The sequence below is a fragment of the Nostoc sp. DSM 114167 genome (assembly GCF_052692655.1).
On the sequence record NZ_CP195116.1, the window covers coordinates 6,456,219 to 6,477,470 of the forward strand.

The following is a 21,252-nucleotide window of genomic DNA, read 5'->3' on the forward strand; positions in this document are numbered from 1 at the left end:
GTCAAAAAAAATCTAAACAAAATCGAAGCCAGGGTGGCGCATCATGTTAATAAGACTATCTCATTATCAATAAAGGCGATAATTTTCTCATTAATTTACTTGAATAAAAGCTTTTCCAAAAAAACCGATCAAATTGTTGGAGATACCTAAATGCCTAACGCTCAAAGTTCAATATTTAATAGTTCTTATCAAGCTACTAGTGTTGCTACTTTTATAGATATTCTGCATGACAGAGCGTTACACCAGCCGGATCAAAAGGCTTTTACTTTTCTGCAAGATGGAGAAACAGAGTCAGACAACTTAACCTATAAACAGTTGGAGCAGAAGGCACAAGCGATTGCTATCGAGTTGCAAAGCCAAATTCCTGCCGGCTCTCGTGCCTTACTGGTCTACCCACCTGGGCTAGAATTCATTACTGCTTTTTTTGGGTGTTTGTATGCACAAGTAGTAGCTGTTCCTGTTTATCCGCCAAAGCGCAATCAAAAAATATCTAAGTTACAAGTAATTTTAAATGATGCTCAAGCCAAGGTAATTCTCACAACTAAAGAACTATTAATCAACATAAAAAATCACTTTGCCGATCGCAATCAAGCATTGGCAGGATTCAACTGTATAGCCACAGATAATATTGTTAGTAATCAAATTGAAACTTGGCACAGACCAGTAATTAATAGTGAGACAATTGCTTTCCTTCAATATACTTCTGGTTCTACAGGAATGCCAAAAGGAGTGATGGTAAGTCATGGAAATTTGTTACATAATTCAGAATACATTAAGCAAGCTTTTGAACTAACACAAGATAGTGTTTCTGTTACTTGGCTGCCTAGTTTTCATGATATGGGGCTGATTGACGGAATTCTTCAACCCTTGTATACCGGTTTTTTAGGTGTCTTAATGCCACCAACAGCTTTTGTACAACAACCTATTAGATGGCTAAGGGCGATTTCACACTACAAAGCAAACCATTCTGGTGGTCCGAATTTTGGCTACGAATTATGCGTAAAACATACTACTCCAGAACAACGACAAAATCTTGACTTAAGCAGATGGTGTAGCGCTTACAGTGGTGCAGAACCAGTTCGCAAAGAAACGTTAGAACAATTTGCAGACACATTCCAGCCTTGCGGTTTCCGTCCTAACTTCTTCTATCCTTGTTATGGTATGGCTGAATCTACTCTGATGATTTCGGGTGGTAAAGTCAAAGACGAGCCAATTTACTGTGCAGTTCAAGCAGATGCACTCGAACAAAATCGGGTAGTGAAGACCTCTTTTGACAACCACAATGCTAGACATCTAGTCAGTTGTGGACATCCGTGGTTAGATACAAAAATAGCGATCGCTCATCCAGAATCACTAACGCGGTGCGCTGCCAATCAAGTCGGGGAGATTTGGGTATCAGGTTTGAGTGTCAGTCAGGGTTACTGGCAGCAACCAGAACAAACACAGCAAACATTTCAGGCTTATTTGGCAGACACCGGCGAAGGGCCTTTTCTGCGTACAGGAGATTTAGGATTTTTACTAGATGGTGAACTATTTATCACAGGTCGATTAAAGGATCTAATCATCATCTTAGGTCGCAATCATTATCCCCAGGATATTGAGCAAACTGTAGAACAGTCTCACCCAGCGTTAAGAGCCAATTGTGGAGCAGCATTTGCAGTAGATATTGAGGGACAAGAAAAGCTAGTAATTGTCCAAGAAGTAGAACGAAGTCATCTGCGAAAGCTCAACGCTAGTGAGGTAATTGAGGCAATTTGTCAAGCAGTAGCACAACAACACGATATAGAAGTTTATGCGGTACTACTGCTTAAGACTGCTAGCCTGCCCAAAACTTCCAGTGGTAAACTTCAGCGTAGCGCTTGTAGGAAAGGGTTTTTATCTGGCAGCTTAGATGTAGTTGCAGATTGGTGTGCTAATCCTCAAAACAAAACCACATTCCGGCATTTAGAGACAGAAGTCAAATCATTGTTGCAACAAGTGCAAACAACAACACAGTCAGCAAAGTTTATCAAAAGTAAAAATTCTCATCAACCAGCTACTTCAGATAAATCTCATAGTCAAAAAGAGATTGCAGCTTGGTTAATCTCAAAGGTTTCTCAGCAACTACAAGTAGTTCCAGAGCAGATAGACATTCACCAACCATTAGCTAACTATGGTTTGGGTTCTTTGACAGCAATCAGGCTTTCTGGTGAGTTAGAGCAATTTTTGGGACGCCAACTTGCTCCTAGTATATTTTACGATTACCCCACTATTACAGACATAGCCCAGCATTTAGGAGTAGAAGCTACTTCCAAGTTAGACAATCATAATCTGTTAACCTCTTCCCCACTCCTGTGTACAGATGCGATTAATCGCGTCTCTACGGAGGCGATCGCTATTATTGGTCTTGGCTGCCGTTTCCCAGGTGCTAAAGATCCAGAGGCTTTCTGGCAGCTTTTGCACGATGGGGTTGATGCTATTCAAGAAGTGCCTTCATCACGTTGGGATAATAGTACTTTTTACGATCCAACACCAGCACATCCTGGTAAAACGAACACCCGTTGGGGTGGCTTTTTGGAACAAGTGGATCGGTTCGACCCTCAGTTTTTTGGGATTTCTCCACGGGAAGCTGAGATTATGGACCCTCAACAAAGACTTTTACTAGAGGTGAGTTGGGAAGCTCTGGAGAATGCCGGACAGATAGCATACTTAGCAGAAAGTCAAACTGGAGTATTTATTGGTATTAGCAATTATGATTACTCCCGCTTACTGGTTAATCATGCTGCTGGTACTGATGCTTACTACGGTACTGGCAACGCTCTAAGTATTGCTGCTAACCGTTTATCCTACTTGCTGGACTTACAAGGTCCTAGCTGGGTAGTAGACACGGCCTGCTCCTCATCGTTGGTAGCGATTCACCAGGCTTGCCAAAGTTTACGCCAAGGGGAGTGTCAATTAGCTTTAGCTGGTGGAGTCAATTTAATTCTGACTCCCCAATTAACTATTACTTTCTCTCAAACGCGAATGATGGCAGCAGATGGACGCTGCAAAGCCTTCGATTCTAGCGCCGATGGGTATGTACGGGGAGAGGGTTGTGGAATAGTTGTGCTCAAACGCTTCTCTGATGCCATAAAAGATGGAGATAACATACTTGCCTTGATTAGAGGCTCGGCGGTTAACCAAGATGGTCGCAGCAATGGATTAACAGCACCGAATGGCATTTCTCAACAGCAAGTCATCCGCCAGGCTCTCCAAAACGCCAAGGTGCAACCAGCACAAATTAACTATGTAGAAACTCACGGCACAGGCACATCTTTAGGCGACCCCATTGAGGTAAATTCTTTAAAAGAAGTGTTGATGGAGGGTCGAGCACCAGAGCAGCTTTGTTACATTGGTTCAGTTAAGACCAATATTGGTCATTTAGAAGCGGCGGCTGGTATTGCTGGTTTAATTAAAGTGGTGCTATCTCTGCAACATGGAGAAATTCCTCCGCACTTGCATCTCAAGCAGTTAAATCCTTATATTTCTCTAGCAAACACACCATTATCAATTCCGACTCAACGCCAAAAATGGCCTCAACAGCATCAACAACGGTTAGCGAGTATATCTTCATTTGGTTTCGGAGGTACTAACGCTCATATAATTTTGGAAGAAGCACCCTTAGAAATTCCAAAGACAGATGCAATCGAGCGTCCTGTGCAACTTCTGACTTTATCGGCTAAGAGTAAGCCAGCTTTGCAAGAATTGGTACAGCGTTATCAAACATTCTTAGAACGTAATTCGGCAGCATCTCTTGCAGATATTTGTTTTACAGCTAATACCGGGCGATCGCATTTCGATTATCGACTAGCGATCGCTGCTAAATCTACAATACAGTTACAAGAAACATTAGATGCTTTTACTACTGGTAAGCAGACTAGCCAACTAGTAAGTAATCAACTCGATAGTAAACAACGTCCGAAGATAGCCTTTCTATTCACAGGTCAAGGCTCCCAGTATATTGAGATGGGACGGCAACTCTACGACACTCAACCCACTTTCCGGCAAACTCTCGACCATTGCGATCGAATTCTACGCCCATATCTAGAAAAGCCCTTACTCTCCGTCCTCTACCCTACATCACAAGAGAGTTCTTTGCTAGATCGGACAGCTTATACTCAACCTGCTTTATTCGCTCTAGAATATGCCCTCTTCCAGTTATGGAAGTCTTGGGGCATAGTTCCAGACGTAGTTTTAGGTCATAGTTTGGGTGAATATGTTGCAGCTTGTGTTGCTGGGGTCTTTAGTTTAGAAGATGGTTTAAAGTTGATTGCCGAGCGGGCGCGCCTCATACAAACACTACCCCAAGATGGGGAAATGGTAGCTGTATTTGCCGATGAGGGAAGAATTGCAGCGATTATTCAACCATATTCTCAAGAAGTGGCGTTAGCGAAGCGGGACACAGCAGTGTCCATCGCTGCTATTAATGCGCCGAAAAATATTGTAATTTCCGGTGTGCGTCAGTCAGTGGAGAAAATCATTGCAGCCTTAGAAACAGAAGGAATTGAAACTAGACGGTTAAAAGTCTCCCATGCCTTTCACTCGCCCTTGATGCAGCCAATACTAGATCAATTTCAACATATAGCTAGTCGCATCCAATTTCAAGCTCCTTGTATTCCCATTATTTCCAACCTCACAGGTCAGATGCTACCGCCAGGTTATATCCCAGATGCTAGTTATTGGCGACGCCATACTTGTGAGGCAGTGAGATTTATGGTAGGAATAAATACTTTATTTGAACAAGGTTACAAACTATTCTTAGAAATCGGTCCAAAACCTATTCTCTCAACTTTGGGCAAACGTCAGCAGCAAGGAACTGCAACTTGGCTACCTTCTTTAGTAAAAGGACAAGATGATTGGCAGGTGTTGTTAGCAAGTTTATCTACTATCTATGTGCAGGGAACAGATGTTAATTGGACTGGATTCGATCGAGACTACTCACGACATTTGCTCTCACTCCCCACATATCCCTTCCAACGACAACGTTATTGGATTGTAGAAGACTCGACCATCAAACAGCACAATCTCAAAGACTTGTTACATCTGGGCCCATCTGCGAATTTTAACTCGATTGGATCTAATAAAGACTACTCACAAAATCAACCCTCACTTACTAACCATTCCTTACCAAAAGCAGAAGACTTATCGATCGCAGAGAAGAAAATTAGTGTGAATGGAGTCCAACCATCTCATAAACGTCAGGATGCTATCGTCTCTAAATTACGTTGCATAGTTGGAGATTTGTTGCGGGTAGCCCCGTCTGAAGTCAAGATTCATGCTCATTTTTTAGATATGGGAGCTGATTCAATTGTTCTCATTGATGCTATACGAAACATCGAAAACACTTACGAAATTAAAATTACTATTCGCCAGTTATTTGAAGAGTTAACAACCATTGAGGCATTAGCACTTTACCTAGACAAGAATCTTTCATCAGAATGGGCTGTGATAGATTCCTCACCTGAGCCGGAAGTGCAGGATACACAAAATGGAAGGCAGGAGCAAAATATACCTGAAACTGCACTAGAAAAAATTATGATGCAGCAACTTCAGGTGATGTCTCAGCAATTAGATGTCTTGCGTAGCAATGGATTGTCATCAAGCAACAAACTATCTGCGTTAGCTCATCCCACAAACGCACCTATCGTTCATCCTGATACTGCTAGACAAAAATCTCAGGCATTGTTTAAAGTAGAAGCGCCGAAAGTTAGGGAACTGAGTGTACAGCAACAGCAGCATCTAGAAGCACTTATCTTACGATATACAAACCGTACTCAACAATCAAAGCAAAGAGCACAAACTTATCGTCCAGTGATTGCCGACAGGAGATCGTCAACCGGGTTCCGTTTGGAAACAAAAGAAATGCTCTATCCGATTGTTGGCGATCGCTCTTTAGGTTCTAGAATTTGGGATATCGATGGCAATGAGTATATAGATATCTCTATGGGGTTTGGTGTACATTTATTTGGTCATCGTACTCCCTTCGTCACAGAAGCCTTAGAAAAGCAGTTTCAGCAAGGTATCCAAATCGGCCCTCAATCAAAACTTGCAGGTGAAGTAGCAGCATTAATCTGTAAACTGACGGGTATGGAGCGAGTCACTTTCTGTAACTCAGGTACAGAAGCCGTGATGACAGCTCTACGTTTGGCTCGTGCCGTTACAGGTCGAGACAAGATTGTAATGTTCCAAGATGCCTATCATGGGCACTCTGACGGCACTTTAGCTATAGCTAGAACTATCGATGGTAAGCGCCAGTCTGTTCCGATGGCTTTAGGAGTAACGCAAAATGTAGTTGATGATGTTCTGATTCTCCCCTATGGTGAGCCGGAATCTCTCGAAATCATCAAAGCTTGTGCTGATGAATTAGCTGCTGTTTTAGTCGAGCCTGTACCCAGTCGCAGACCAGATTTACAGCCAAAAACCTTTCTTCATGAACTTAGACAGTTGACGCAAGCAACAGGTACAGCATTAATTTTCGATGAAGTTATTACTGGCTTCCGCATTCATCCTGGTGGCGCACAAGCATGGTTTGGCATTAATGCAGATATAGTCACCTATGGCAAACTCATCGGTGGTGGAATGCCGATTGGCGTTGTTGCTGGCAAGGCTGCATACATGAATAGTATTGACGGTGGCATGTGGAACTATGGAGATGAGTCATATCCCCAAACCGCAACAACGTTTTTTGCGGGTACATTTTCCAAACATCCTCTAACGATGGCAGCCGCACAAGCTGTACTCAACCATCTCATAACGGAAGGAGCGACACTACAACAAAAGTTAAATCAGCGCACATCACAGTTAACCACAACACTCAATGCATATTTTGCACAAGAGGATGTGCCAATCAAGGTAGTACACTTTAGCTCATTCTTCCGTTTTGTATTATCAGGTAATTCTAGCTATTTGTACCAGCCTTTAGAACTGGATTTGTTGTTTTATCACCTCATTGAAAAAGGAGTCTACATTTGGGAAGGACGCACGTGTTTCCTTTCCACAGCCCACACAGATGCAGATATTGATTATGTGATTCAAGCAATTCAAGATAGCATTGAGGAGTTACGAAAAGGAGGATTTTTACTTAGGAGGCAGGAGGCAGGAGGCAGGAGGCAGGAGGCAGAAGGCAGGAGGCAGGAGGCAGAAGGCAGCAGTCAGCATTCATTTGAAGCAGCAAAAGACACACAAATAGTTCCTCTCACAGATGCTCAAAAGCAACTCTGGATTTTGACGCAGATTGGGGATGATGGTTCTCTGGCATATAACGTTTCCTTGAGTCTGCAATTGCGGGGGATGTTTAGCCTAGCGGCAATGGATCGAGCAGTACAAAAAGTTGTAGACCGCCATGAAGCCATACGGACAGTTATTGATAATCAAGGTGAGTTTCAGCACATTCTGCCGTTCTTGAAGATAGACGTTCCTTTGATTGATTTTTCAGATGTAGATAGTTATGAACGCGAGTCTAGAGTAGCTGAGTGGTTTAAGAAAGATAGCCAAGTACCTTTAAACTTGAGCCAAGGGCCACTGTTCCGTATTCATATCCTCAAACTAGAAGAACAATTGCATTTACTAGTTTTAACGGCTCATCATATTGTCGTTGATGGCTGGTCAATGAGTGTGATTTTGCAAGAAATGGGCGAGTTGTATTCAGCAGCATGTCAGGGGGTCATTTGTCAACTCCAGCCACCAATGCAATTTAGAGAATATATTGAGTGGCAGGAGCAGCAAAGCCAGACTGAAGCAATGGCAGTCCATGAGTCTTACTGGTTGGAAAAGTTTGGTCAGTCAATTCCTGTTTTAAACTTGCCGAGCGATCGCTCTCGTCCGGCAATTAAAACTTATCAAGGTAGTAGGCAAACTATACGACTGGACGCTGACCTGTGTCGCGATCTGAAAAAATTAAATAAACAGCAGGGTTGTACTCTATTTATGACGCTGCTGGCAGTATATACAATTTTACTGCACCGCATCACAAGCCAAGATGACCTTGTAATCGGTATTCCTTCTGCTGGACGTTCTCTGGAGGGTAGCGATCGCTTAGTCGGCTATTGTGCCCACATATTGCCCATTAGAAGTTGCGTTGTTGGAGAAGCAAAATTTTCTGAGTTTCTGGATAATTTAAAGGGTTTGTTATTGGAAGCCTACGAACACCATGATTATCCCTTTGCCAAACTGCTCAATCAACTCAGAGCAGGTTGGGACTTCAGCCGTTCACCTTTAGTAACAGTCACATTTAACCTAGAACGACCTGTGGCTGTCAATATGTTGGGAATCGAGACAGATTGGTTTTGGCAACCCATTAGTTCTGTTGATTTCGACCTGAATTTAAACGCCACCGAAATTAATGGTGAGATTGTCTTAGACTGCGATTACAGCACCGACTTATTCGACGCTGCCACAATTAAACGCTTGTTAGGACATTTTCAAACCTTGCTCAAGGTAATTGTTGCTCATCCACAGCAGCGAATTTCAGAATTGCCGTTGTTGAGCGCATCCGAGCAACATCAGTTGTTAGTCGAGTGGAATCATACTCAAGTAGATTATCCCAATAACCAGTGCATCCATCAAATTATTGCAGAACAGGCAAAGCAAACACCAGAAGGCGTAGCAATAGTATTTGACAATCAACAACTTACCTACCGAGAGTTAAACGATCGAGCTAACCAGTTAGCCCATTATCTACAAACTCTAGGTGTCAAACCAGAAGTTCCTGTAGGCATTTGTGTTGAGCGCTCCCTAGAGATGATTGTGGGATTACTAGGAATCCTTAAGGCAGGCGGGGCTTACGTACCCTTAGACCCAGACTATCCCCAAGAACGCCTAGCCTATATGTTAAATGACGCACAAGTATCGGTGTTATTGACTCAAAAGAAATTGGTAAAAGAATTACCCGAACACAGAGCTAATGTCATCTGCTTAGATACAGACTGGCAAACAATCTCTCAACAAAGTCAGCAAAATCCGGTAAGTGAAGTAGCAGCAGAGAACCTGGCATATATCATCTACACCTCTGGTTCTACTGGAAACCCTAAGGGAGTGATGATAACTCATCGCAACTTGGTTAATGCCTATATGGCTTGGGAAGATGCTTATCATCTGCGCTCCTCGTGTACCAGTCATTTACAAATGGCCAGTTTCTCCTTTGATGTTTTTTCTGGGGACATGGTGCGTGCGCTTTGTTCTGGGGCAAAACTAGTCATCTGTCCGCGAGAGTGGCTTTTAGAACCGGAAAAGCTATATAACTTGTTGCAACAACAGCAAGTTGATTGTGCCGAGTTTGTGCCACCTGTGCTTAGGAACTTAATTCAGTACCTAGAGAAAACAGAGCAAAACCTGAGCTTCATGAAATTATTGATCGCAGGTTCAGATAGTTGGTATGTACAGGAGTATCAGCAATTTCAAAAGTTTTTAGGTGCTAAGACTCGCTTGATTAATTCTTATGGAGTGAGCGAAGCCACCATCGACAGTTCATATTTTGAAAGTGCTGCAATTAATTTCTCTGCTGATGGATTGGTTCCGATTGGGCGTCCGTTTGCCAATACAAAAATTTACATCTTAGACCAGAACTTACAACCCGTTCCGATTGGCGTTCCTGGTGAACTGTACATTAGTGGTGCGGGGCTGGCTCGTGGCTATCTCAATCAACCAGAATTGACCGACCAGAAATTCATCCATCATTGTACTTTAGACACCCGTCTTTATAAAAGTGGCGATCGCGCTCGCTACCTGAGTGATGGCAACATTGAGTTCTTAGGACGTCTCGATCGTCAAGTTAAGATTCGTGGTTTCCGCATTGAACTAGGAGAAATTGAATCTATATTGACTCAGCACCCTGCAATTTTCCAAGCTGCGATCTTAGTTCGAGAAGATCGACCAGGAAACAAGCGTCTTGTAGCCTATGTTGTTTTCCAGCAATCAGCACTCACCTCTAATGAACTGCGCCAGCTGCTCAAAGAAAAGTTGCCCGATTACATGATTCCTTATGCTTTCGTGCAACTGGATGTTCTACCTCTGACACCGAACGGCAAAATCAACCGCCAGGGTCTACCAGCCCCAGATCCATCTCAAATCTGCCTTGAAAATAACTTTGTTGCACCTCGCACTCCCACAGAAGAGATTTTGGCTGACATTTGGGCTGAGGTTTTAGAACTAGAAAAAGTTGGCATTCACGATGACTTTTTTGAAATGGGAGGACATTCCTTATTAGCCACTCAACTTATTTCTCGGCTGCGCGAAGCCTTCTCTATTGAGTTACCTCTGCGTTACTTATTTGAAAGTCCTACCATTGCTGAGTTAGCTGAGTTGTTGACTGCCCAACAGATTGAACAAGCAGAAACTAACATACTAGAGCAACTTTTGACTGAAATTGACGAGTTATCGGATGAAGAAGTGAGGCAATTATTGGCTGAGTGATGACTGTTGACTGATGGACTAGTAGTTCGCCAAGTGAACGCAAGCGGGGTAAAGGGCAAAGGGGAAAGGTTTTAAATCCCTTACCCTTTTCCCCTTTCCCCAGCCCTCACAAGCGCATTTTTGGGTTGCCAGACTACTAGACCTGTTATTTTGTTACTCTTCTTACTCTTCTTTGCGTCTACCCTGCCCGAACGCCTAAAGGCGAAGGCGTGAGACAAAAAAAGAATTCTTGCATAAGCCCTAGACTATTTACTGTTGAATAAATAGTCTTCCCCCCATCCATTTTTCTGAAATCATTTTAGGAAAAATCTTATTATGACTGATTTGCATAAACGTTTGGAAAATCTTTCTATAGAAAAGCGCGAACTTTTACTTCAGAAGCTAAAAACACAGAAGAAACTAACTTTTTCTCCAGGCAAGATAGACCAATTTTCACCGATCGCCACAATCTCTAGAGATGAGACAATTCCTTTATCCTTTGCTCAACAACGTTTGTGGTTTTTGGATGAGTTAGAAAATGGGAGCGCTAATTACAACATGGCTGCGGCAGTGCGGTTGATTGGTTGTTTGCAAGTGGCTGCACTCGAAGGAGCGATCGCGGCAATTGTCCAACGTCATGAGGTTTTACGCACCAATTTTCAGACGGTGAATGGCACTGCTGTGCAAGTCATAGCTCCAACTTTAACTGTGACTTTACCTGTAGTGGATTTGCAGACGTTAACCGTAGCAGAAAAGTCGGCTGAGGTGAAACGGTTGGCGAAAGCAGAAGCAGATAAACCGTTTGATTTGGCTCATGACTCTTTATTACGAATCACCTTACTCAAGTTGAGTCAAGAGGAACATATACTGCTGGTAACGATACACCACATTATTTCTGATGGCTGGTCGATAGAAATATTTTTCCGGGAGATGACTAGTCTCTACGAAGCCTTGGTGATGGGAACACCTTCTCTGCGAGACGCTACGCGAACACCTTTAGCGGCATTACCCATTCAGTATGCTGACTTTGCTCACTGGCAACGACAGTGGTTACAAGGTGAACTATTAGAAAAAGGACTCAATTACTGGAAGCAACAATTAGCTGGGATACCTGCTTTATTATCTCTGCCTAGCGATCGCCCCCGCCCGAATACTCAGTCGTTCCGAGGTGATGTCGAACGTTTTCAAATTAACCCCGATTTGACGAAGAAACTTAAGGATCTAAGCAGACAGTCAGGGGCAACTCTGTTTATGACTTTGTTAACAGCCTTTGCAATTTTACTCTCACGTTACAGCAATCAGTCAGATATTGTCGTTGGTTCTCCAATTGCTAACCGTAACCGTAAGGAAATCGAGCCATTAATTGGCTTTTTTGTCAATACTTTGTTGCTGCGTGTTGACTTGCAAGGCGAACCAAGTTTCTCTGAGTTACTGCATCGAGTCCGGCAGATTGCTTTAGATGCGTATACTCACCAAGATATTCCTTTTGAAAAACTAGTAGAGGAATTACATCCAGAGAGAAGTTTGAGTTATAACCCACTCTTTCAAGTGATGTTTGTCTTGCAGAATACACCACAACCGCAACTAGAACTAGCTGGATTGAGCCTCAGTTTAGAAATGGAGAATGTCACAGCCAATTTTGATTTGAGTCTATCAATTGAAGAAACAGAACAAGAGTTAATCGGAGCCTGGGAATACAACACAGACTTATTCGATGCTGCCACTATTAAACGCATGGTTGGACATTTTTGCACCTTGTTAAAAGGGATTGTAGCTAATCCCCAGCAGCAAATTTCTGCATTACCCATACTGACAGCATCGGAGCGCCAACAATTACTAGTAGAGTGGAATAATACTCATAAAGAGTATCCCCAAGACAAATGCATTCATCAATTGATTGAAGCTCAGGTGGAGAAAACTCCAGAGCGCACTGCTGCTGTCTTTGAAAACAAAACACTCACATACTCAGAAGTTAATCATAAAGCCAACCAGTTAGCATCTTTACTGCAAGCAAAGGGAATTAACCGAGGCCAATTTGTGCCCGTGTTAATGGAAAAAAGTCTAGAGTTGCTGCTTTCTCATCTAGCCATTATGAAAGCTGGTGCTGCTTTTGTGCCAATGGACCCCAAATGGCCGATAGAAAGAATTAAAGAAATTCTGCATGAATTAAACACTAAAGTTGTGCTTGTCAGTCAAGACAAGCCGCATTGGGAAGCATTAGCAGAGTGGTCTTGTATTGTTGTTGATGAACAGCAGCTAACAGAGGCAACACCTAATTTAAATGTTGCGATCGATTTAGACGATCCGATATACGCTATCTTTACCTCTGGTTCAACAGGAAAACCGAAAGGAGCCATCAACCAACATCGTGGTATTGTCAACCGATTTTTCAATATGAACGATCGCTATGGCTCTCAAGAAGATGATGTCATTTTATTTACCAGTAACTTTATTTTTGATTCTTGTGTTTGGCAATTATACTGGCCATTAATCAATGGTGCGCGTACAGTTATACCTGCTCCGAGTTTTGGTTTAGATTTGCCGCAGATAATTGCGATCGTTGAAAAGCAAAAGGTAACGATTACAGATTTTGTTCCTTCAGTCTTTAATATCCTCCTCGATTATTTAGTAGAGAATCCCCAATTGCGTTGTCACCTCAAATCATTGCGACAACTAGTCGTTGGTGGCGAAGCGATGAGCGCAAAAGCAATTTATCAGTTTAAGTCGTATTTTCCATCTGTCAGCATTAGTAATGCCTATGGTCCTACAGAAACTTCAATTGGTGTGATTTTTAATGAAGTTTCCCCGACATTTACGGAACCTATACCCATCGGTAAACCACTGCATAACGTTTATGCATTAATACTCGATCGACACTTAAATCCTGTCCCTATTGGCGTACCTGGCGAGCTGTATCTTGGTGGGCAATGTGTAGGACTTGGTTATTTAAATAACGAAACTGCAACTCGCAAAGTTTTTATTCCTAACCCCTTTGCAGAAATTAATAGCAAATTACTTTATAAAACTGGGGATTTAGTGCGCTACCTTCCCGACGGCACTATTGATTTTCTCGGCCGAATTGATAACCAAGTCAAAATTCGGGGAATCCGCATCGAATTAGGAGAAATCGAAGCGATATTGGCGCAACATCCAAAAGTACGACGTACTGTAGTAATTGCACGAGAAGATCGCCCCACAGAAAAGCACTTAGTAGCCTATGTTATCCCCAACCATGAGCAAGCCACCACTCAGGAACTACGGCGTTTTCTCAGAGAAAGACTGCCTGAGTATACGATCCCGTCAACCTTTGTGGTACTAGACTCCTTCCCATTAACACCTAATGGCAAGATAGATTGGCGTGCTTTACCTGTACCAGATTCATCAAGAACTGGTTTAGAAGCGAACTTTGTTGCACCCCGCACTACTACAGAAGCAACCCTAGCCAAAATCTGGGCTGACGTTTTAGGACAAGAACAGGTTGGGATTCACGATAACTTCTTTGAATTAGGGGGAGATTCGATTCTGAGCATTCAGGTAGTTGCTAGAGCTAACCAAGCAGGTTTTTCAGTTACTCCTAAATTACTATTTCAACACCAGACGATCGCTGAATTAGCTACTGTAGCCAGTACAACGCTGAAAGTGCAAGCTGAACAGGGAGTAGTTACAGGCCAAGTACCGCTAACCCCGATTCAGCAATGGTTCTTCGCCCAAAATCAGCCAGAATTACACCACTACAACCAATCTGTATTGGTGGAAGTATTACCACTCAATCCAGAACTACTCAAGCAAACCGTGCAGCAATTATTAATGCATCATGATGCTTTGCGGCTGCGGTTTACAGCCGCGAATGGTTGGCAGCAAGTTAACGCCGGCGTAGATGAGACAGTGCCGTTTACAGTCGCAGATTTATCAGGACTGACTGACGAAAAACAGCGATCGCTCCTCGAAGCCACTGCTAACGAACTGCAAGCTAGCCTCAACTTAGCAGACGGCCCAATTATCCGCGTGGCTTTATTCCAACTTGGTAACGACAAACCAAGTCGATTGTTAATTGTTATCCATCACCTAGCAGTTGATGGCGTTTCTTGGAGAATTTTACTAGAAGATTTAGCAACAGCATATCAACAACTAAGCCTTGGTGAACCTATTCAACTACCCGCCAAGACAACCGCCTTTAAAGATTGGGCTTCTCGGTTAATTGAGTATGGGCGATCGCAAACAGTAGCTAGCGAGTGGGATTATTGGTTAGCTCAATCTAGTACTGTTGCTCCCCTACCAATAGATTATCCATTAACCAAAACAGCTAACACAGTTGCATTTGCCGCTCAAGTGTCAGTCTCTCTGAGTATGGAACAAACCCAAGCCCTCTTACATGATGTACCTGCTGTCTATAACACTCAAATTAACGATGTACTACTTACCGCCTTACTGCAAACTTTCTGCCAGTGGACAGGAGAACCTTCCCTACTAATTGATTTAGAAGGACATGGACGAGAAGAACTATTTGAAGACGTAGATTTATCGCGTACAGTCGGCTGGTTTACGACTGTATTCCCCATCCACTTGCAGCTAGGAGAAACTGAACATCTAGGAGAATTACTCAAATCAGTTAAAGAACAGTTGCGTTATCTACCAAATCGAGGCATCGGCTACGGCATCCTGCGATATCTCAGCCAAGACACAGTAAAACAGTCACAACTAGCAGCCTTACCCCAAGCAGAAGTATGCTTTAACTACTTAGGCCAATTTGATCGAGCAATTTCCAAATCACCACTATTAAGAATTGCACAAGAATCCTCAGGAGAAAATTACACTCCTTGGAGAAATCGCAATTATCAGCTAGAAATCGATGGATTAGTGGAATTAGGTAAACTGCAACTGAATTTAACTTATAGCAAAAACGTTTATCAACAATCCACAATCGAGCATCTAGCTCAGACTTTCATCAAGAAATTGACAGATTTAATTACTCATTGTCAATCCCCCCAAGCAGGAGGTTTTACACCCTCAGACTTTCCAGAAGCGCAGTTAAATCAACAAGAACTCGATGATTTAGTCGCCCAACTCAATTTAGATTAATTGTGTTGACTGTTGACTGTTGACTGTTGACTGTAATTAAAAATATTAGGTACAAACTCTTGGCGTTTTGACGGTTCGGACTAAAATCTTTTTGATCTCACACCAAGCGTGAAAAATGATTGCGACAGATGGAAAACTGAAACATTTATCCAATGGATGTTTCACAATCTAAAATCTAAAATCCAAAATGGTATCACGCAGAGGTGCAGAGAAAGAAAAGAGAAGTAAACTCCAAAACTGACACAAGAACTCTCATTTCTCCGTGTTCTCTGCGTCGCGCCAGTTGCTACCTTTTGGGAACGCTAAGAGCAAACAAGTCGGGGAACCCGCCCAACGCACTGGCTTCTCTGTGGTTCGTTTTTTCGTAGGCAAATGAATCAACACAACAAAAACATTGAATCCATCTACCCCCTATCCCCCATGCAACAAGGTATGCTCTTTCATACCCTGTTCGCGCCAGATTCGGGTATATATTTCGAGCAGTCAAGCTACAACCTCTACGGCAAATTAGATGTTTCAGCTTTCGAGCAAGCTTGGCGAACAGTAGTACAGAGACATTCAGTATTACGCACTCTCTTTGTTTGGGAAAACACTCAAAAACCTTTACAAGTTGTACGCAAATCAGTAAACTTACCCTGGATTAACCATGATTGGCGGACATTATCCTCAGTTACACAACAAGAACGTGTCGAGGCTTTTTTAGAGGCAGATCGAGCACAAGGCTTTCAACTAAACCAGGCTCCACTAATGCGTTGCGCCCTCATCAGGCTAGCTGAAGATATCCACCAATTTGTTTGGAGTCATCATCATCTACTGCTTGATGGTTGGTCTTCATCTTTGATTGTTAAAGAAGTCTTAGCTTACTACGAAGCAGGCAAAAAAGCTCACAACTTCTACTTACCATCGCCACGCCCTTACAAAGACTACATTACTTGGTTACAACAACAAGACCAAGGATTTGCTAAAACTTTTTGGCAACAAGTACTCAAAGGCTTTACTGCTCCTACTCGTCTCGGTAACAAAGATGTCAGTAATCCATTTGGTCAAAAAGAGACTTATGGTGTTCAAGAAATCCACTTGTCAATGGCGCTGACAGAAGACTTACAAGCTCTAATCCGCAAGCATCATTTGACTCTGAACATTCTGCTTCAAGGTATATGGGCACTTTTGTTAAGCCACAACAGTGGACAGTCAGATGTAGTCTTTGGCACTACCGTATCTGGTCGTCCGCCAGAGCTAGCAGGTGTAGAATCGATGGTGGGATTATTTATCAATACTCTACCAGTGCGATCGCAAATCTCAAAAGCAGCTTCGCTCATTCCCTGGTTACAGCAACTTCAGGCGCAGCAAGTAGAACGGGAGCAATACTCATACAGTTCGCTGATTGATATTCAGGAATGGAGTGAACTACCTAGAGGAATGTCTCTATTTGAGAGCCTTTTGGTGTTTGAGAACTATCCTGACATTTCTCATCAAAAACAGTATGGCAGCTTAGAAATTGGCAATCTACGTTTTTTTGAACGCAACAATTATCCATTGACAATGCTGGCTGAAACTAACCCAGAATTGTCTCTAGGGATTGGTTACGATCGATGCCGCTTTGATGATGCTGCGATCGCCAAAATGTTGCAGCATTTACAAAGTTTACTAGAAAATATTGTAGTTCAATCAGAGCAATCTCTCTCACAGCTTTTGCTAGCTAGTGGACTTAGGGCCAAAACAGAAGATATTAATAATGTGAGTCAGCAATCTAACCTCACAGAGCATCAACTCTTAATTTGGTTAGGACATAAATTTAATCCAAATGCATTAATCTACAATAATCCCTTAAAATTTACTATCCCTACCGCCATTGATTTAATCCGCTTCCAAGCTGCGTTTCAAGTTTTAGTTAATTCTAGTGATGCTTTACGAACGGTATTTCTAGAAGTAGATGGTGTACCACAACAGAAAGTACTTCCCTACTTTGACTATGTAGTAAATTTTGTAGATTTCTCGCAAGTTGCTGACTCTGCTACAGCCGTTTCTGATTTATTATCCAAACGCTCTCAAATAATCTTCGATTTAGAAAGATGCTTGTTTGATACAGTCTTAATCAAACTTTCTCCAGAAAAGTTTGTTTGGTATTTCAATATTCATCAAATTATCGGAGATGGTTTATCCCTATCTTTAATCTTTCACTATTTGTCAGAATTATATGTTATTGCCATCAATAATTGCCTACCAAAGGTAATACAAATACCTCAGTTTCAAGATTATATAGAGTATGAGAAAAAATATCGAGATTCTGAACGTTACCACAAGGTCAAAAACTATTGGCAACAAAAGCTAGCTGAACCTATAGAGCCACTTAGTTTCTATGGTAAAACACCCATCAAGACAACAACTTTCGCTCACAGGGTTTCTTATGAATTAGGTTTTGAACGCACTCAAAAAATCAAAACCCTGGCTATTCAAGAAGATAGTGCCACAGTTACAGAAAATACTGCTGTGTTTAATATTTTTTTAGCAGTATTGGCAATCTACCTCTATCACATCAGTGGTAATCAACAACTAACTATTGGCATTCCCTTACACAATCGACGTTCGCCAACTTTTAAAAAGACTATCGGCTCTTTTGTGCAAGTTTTACCATTGCACATTGAAATTGAAAAAACCGACAATTTTCAATCGTTAATTAAAAAAATTGGCACTACTATTTTGAATAGCTTACGTTATAGTCAATATGTAGTGAGAAATCCTCGCCAAAATCCGGTTTACGATGTGGTATTAAACTATCATACATCGACATTTATCAACTTCGCTGAAACTCAAATTGCTTTTGACTGGATTCATAGCAGACATGCTAATGAAAGTCTTAATGTTCAAATACGTGATGTGAGTTTATCTAATAATCTGAGTATTGATTTTGATTTTCACTGTGATACTTTTGTTCAGGCATCACTTGACTTATCAATTCAACATTTTATTCAGGTTTTAGATGCATTATTAGAGGATAATCACCAATCTATCTTGCAGGTTAGCTTGCTGACAAAACCGGAAAAACAGAAGATTTTAGCTGATTTTAATCAAACTCAAACAGCATTTCCAGAGCAAATATTTACCCAACTTTTTACAGTCCAAGCTCAAAAGACACCTGAGCAAGTAGCCGTTGTTTTTGCAGAACATAGGATTACTTATGCTCAGTTGAATGCTCAAGTTAATCAACTAGCTCATTATTTACAGTCTTTGGGGGTAAAAACAGAAGTATTAGTAGGTGTTTATACTGAACGCTCTTTAGAGATGCTGGTGGCATTTCTGGCGATTCTCAAAGCAGGCGGGGTTTATGTGCCATTAGATCCTGCCTATCCTCAAGAACGTTTAGCCTACATTCTTGCAAATTCGCTCTTGTCAGTGCTGTTGACTCACAAGAGCATAAAAACTAAATTGCCTGAGCATAAAGCAGATGTAGTTTACTTAGATGCAGACTGGCCAGTTATTTCTCAACATAGTCAGCAGAATCCTGAAACTGTGGTGACAGGTGAAAACTTGGCTTATGTCATCTACACTTCTGGTTCTACAGGAATGCCCAAAGGAGTAATGATTACCCATCGCGGGATGCTGAATCATTTATATGCTAAGGTATTGGATCTCAAGCTTACAGAAAGTGATGCGATCGCTCAAACTGCACCCCAAAGTTTCGATATCTCGGTTTGGCAATTGCTGGTAGGATTACTTGTAGGTGGACGGGTACACATTTTCAACAATGAGGTTGTGCGTAACCCGGCAAAATTGTTAGAGCAGATTCAGCAACACGAAATTTCTATTCTAGAGGTTGTGCCTTCGCTGTTGCAGATGATGCTTCAGGAAATAGACCTACATAACCAAAAGCGTCCTGATTTATCTCAGTTACGCTGGTTGATTTTAACAGGTGAAGCATTGCCGCCCAAATTGTGCGATCGCTGGTTAGAATACTACCCCACCATCCCCATGTTAAATGCCTATGGCCCAACAGAATGTTCTGATGATGTCACGCATTACCCTATATACCAGCCATTAGGGATAGAAACTCTCAATACGCCCATTGGTAAGGCTGTAGCCAACACACAACTGTATATCCTAAACCCCCAACTACAACCCGTACCGATTGGGGTAGCAGGTGAATTATATGTTGGAGGGACAGGAGTTGGTCGTGGCTATCTCAATAATCCCGAACTCACAACTAAAGTCTTTATTCCTAATCCCTTTGGGCTACCGGGAACTCGCCTTTACAAAACTGGCGACAAAGCCCGCTACCTCAATGACGGTAACATTGAATTTCTGGGTCGCATTGACTATCAGGTGAAGATTCGCGGCTTCCGCATTGAACTTTTAGAAATTGAAGCCGTGCTAGCACAACACCCCAAAGTGCAAGAGTGCGTGGTCATTGTTTGGGAACAGACAAAAGATAAGCGTTTAGTAGGTTATGTAGTTCCACATAAACAAGTGGAAACTCCAGATTTAGAAGTGCAACTGCGTCACTTTCTCAAAGAGAAACTACCTGAGTATATGATGCCCTCAGCTTTTGTGATGCTGGAGTCTCTACCATTAACACCCAACGGTAAGGTAGACCGCCGCGCCCTACCCGCACCAGATAAATCCAACTTTACTAGAAAGACTAAATTTGTCCCGCCTCGTGGTTCTCTAGAACTACAACTGACATCAATTTGGGAAGGAGTTCTTAATCTTCACCCTATCGGCGTCCAAGACAACTTCTTTGAACTCGGTGGTCATTCTCTGTTAGCTGTGCACCTAATGGCTCAAATTCAGCAGCAGTTAGAAAAAAATCTCCCCTTAGCAACACTTTTACAAAACCCCACAATCGAACAAATGGCTAGTACTATCAGCCAGCATCAAGATTCTCAGTCTTGGTCGCCTTTGGTAGCAATTCAGCCAGACGGTTCTAAGCCACCTTTCTTCTGTGTGCCTGGGGGCGCGATGGATGTGATTGCATTTTATCATCTAGCTCGTTCTTTAGGTTCAGAGCAACCATTCTACGGTTTGCAACCACGGGGTTTAGATGGGGAACTTGAACCCCATACCCGCATTGAAGAGATGGCTAGCTGCTATATCGCAGCTATACAGACAATTCAGCCACAAGGGCCGTACCTTCTAGGCGGTCATTCTTTCGGAGGTTACGTGGCTTTTGAGATGGCTCAACAATTGCAACAGCAAGGGCATGAAGTAGCTTTACTTGCCATTTTAGATGTAATGGCCATAGTTCCTAATCTCAATAAGCCTGTAACTATTGACGGGAATGATGCTAAGGATCTAATCTACTTGATTCGGTTAATGGAGCGCTTCTTTGAAAAGAAAGTCGAGTTTTGTTATGAAACTTTGCTGACTCTAGATGCAGAAGCAAAATTGAATTACCTTGCACAGAGGTTGAAAGTAGCTAACCTATTACCACCCCAGGTGGGAACAAAACAACTACGAGGTTTTTTAAAGGTTAGTAAAGCCACAGGCGAAGCTTTTGATTTTTATGTGCCACAGCATATCTATCCGAGTCAAATTACCTGTTTTCGGGCAAGTGAGGTAAATTCTGATGATGTTTCTAGCCTGTCTGAATACTCAGAGATACTACAAGACCCAGCTTTAGGCTGGAACGAGTTTTCTAGCAAAACAGTAGAGGTTCATATTGTCCCTGGCGACCATGTAACAATGATGACTCAACCCCATGTTCTGACTCTAGCCGCTCGCTTGCAAATATGCATTGAGAAAGCACAGGTAAATAGTGGAGTGAAATAA

At 42.3% G+C, this 21,252-nt stretch carries 3 protein-coding genes; all 3 read left to right on the forward strand.

Annotated features, from left to right (window positions below; translation table 11 throughout):
- Positions 1 to 150 precede the first annotated feature (150 nt).
- The 3 genes from NSTC731_RS27425 to NSTC731_RS27435 all read left to right on the forward strand — a co-directional run bounded on the left by NSTC731_RS27425 (position 151) and on the right by NSTC731_RS27435 (position 21,252).
- Positions 151 to 10,428, forward strand: a complete 10,278-nt coding sequence (locus NSTC731_RS27425) for an amino acid adenylation domain-containing protein (RefSeq protein WP_445627714.1) — start codon at positions 151 to 153, stop codon at positions 10,426 to 10,428.
- A 315-nt stretch (positions 10,429 to 10,743) separates the two neighbouring features.
- The gene (locus NSTC731_RS27430) at positions 10,744 to 15,486 is read left to right on the forward strand and encodes an amino acid adenylation domain-containing protein (RefSeq protein WP_445627715.1); all 4,743 of its coding nucleotides are present in this window, start codon (positions 10,744 to 10,746) and stop codon (positions 15,484 to 15,486) included.
- A 372-nt stretch (positions 15,487 to 15,858) separates the two neighbouring features.
- Positions 15,859 to 21,252, forward strand: a complete 5,394-nt coding sequence (locus NSTC731_RS27435; RefSeq protein WP_445627716.1) for an amino acid adenylation domain-containing protein — start codon at positions 15,859 to 15,861, stop codon at positions 21,250 to 21,252.